Origin of the sequence: Idiomarina sp. 017G (assembly GCF_004362265.1) — a bacterium.
In the GTDB taxonomy this organism is placed as follows: Bacteria; Pseudomonadota; Gammaproteobacteria; order Enterobacterales; family Alteromonadaceae; genus Idiomarina; species Idiomarina loihiensis.
This window is the reverse complement of the sequence record NZ_SNWT01000018.1, coordinates 1-1,440: the sequence shown is the minus strand read 5'-3', so window position 1 is coordinate 1,440 and position 1,440 is coordinate 1. Positions and strand designations below refer to the sequence as shown.

Annotated in this window: 1 protein-coding gene; it reads left to right on the top strand. The window is 48.3% G+C overall.

The features are described 5' to 3' along the window. Positions 1-96: 96 nt before the first annotated feature. Positions 97-1,422, top strand: a complete 1,326-nt coding sequence (locus DEU30_RS13550; protein ID WP_011234327.1) for an IS4-like element ISIlo1 family transposase — start codon at positions 97-99, stop codon at positions 1,420-1,422. Positions 1,423-1,440: the final 18 nt, after the last annotated feature.

Sequence of the window (1,440 nt, the reverse complement as noted above, 5' to 3'; positions counted from 1 at the left end):
TAATGCCGATCAGTTAAGAAAAATTTTAGCGATCGGTTGACCGATCCGGCAGAGACTTCAAAATCCGTAGTTAGGTTTTCTAACTACGGATTTTTTATGTTTCTGAGTCAAGCACTGGACCAACTGCAGGAGTTTACGCCGGATGATTTTAGTAAACTACCGGATCTGCTGGAGCCTGAGTTAATCGAACAATGCCTTGAAGACGCGGGCGTTACAACGGTACGCAAACGCCGTTTGCCAATGGACTTTATGGTCTGGGCGGTCGTAGGAATGGCATTATTTCGGGAGATGCCGATGCGTCAGCTCGTTTCACACCTTGATTTAATGTTGCCCGGCAAAAGACCTTACGTTGCGCCGAGTGCCGTAGTTCAGGCTCGTCAGCGTTTGGGGGCTAATGTTATGAAGCGTATGTTTGAGCTCACTAATGAGCTGTGGTTCGATAAACTACCGCTTTCTCACTGGAATAATCTATCGGTTCTGGCTGTCGACGGCACCGTCTGGCGTACACCGGACACACCGGAGAATGATGCTTCCTATGGGCGAACGGCTAACCAGCGGGCTGAATCCGACTATCCTCAAATTCGGATGGTGAATCAAATGGAAGTAAGCAGCCATTTAGTCACCTCGACGGAGTTCGGCAGTATTGCAGAGGTTAGTGAAGTAGACCTGGCAGCCCGGCTGATTGAACAGACGCCGGACCACTCACTGACGCTGTTCGATAAAGGGTTTTATGCGCTGGGTTTACTGGATCAATGGCATCGTGCCGGTGAGGAGCGCCATTGGCTTATTCCCCTCAGAAAAGGCGCACAATACTCTGTCAAGAAGTCTTTTAGCGACACGGACAAATTGGTAGAAATTAGGCTCTCACCACAAGCTAAGAAGAAGTGGGATAATGCACCGGACACTGTTCAGGCGCGTTTAGTGTGTAAGAAAATAGCTAAAAAAGAGGTTGCGATATTAACCTCAATGACAGACACGATGCGTTATCCTGAAGCCGATATCGTTGACTTATATGCTCATCGCTGGGAAATCGAGCAGGCTTACCGTGAAATGAAACAATATATGCTGAAGAGTGAGCTGACCCTGCGCAGCAAACGGCCTGACCTGGTTGAGCAGGAGTTGTGGGGCATGCTGGTCGCTTATAACTTATTGCGGTATATGATGGCGCAAATGGCCTATAGCCTGAAGCATATTGAGCCGAATCAAATAAGTTTCAAACAAGCCTCTCATTATCTGGTGGGGCAGTTACATATACTGGTACACATCTCACCCGGAAAAATACCCAAAGTCATGGAGCAAATGATGGAAATGGCCAGCGCATTCGTGCTGCCCGAAAGACGAGAGCGATATTACCCTCGTTCAATAAAAAGGCGGCCGCAACGTTATCCGATGCGACCGCCTTCTAAACCGACAGCCAGTTAGCTTAACTGACAAGCATTA

What these genes read in the sequence shown, in the direction of transcription:
- DEU30_RS13550 (WP_011234327.1), top strand. Translation starts at nt 97, where the DNA reads ATGTTTCTGAGTCAAGCACTGGACCAACTGCAGGAGTTTACGCCGGAT.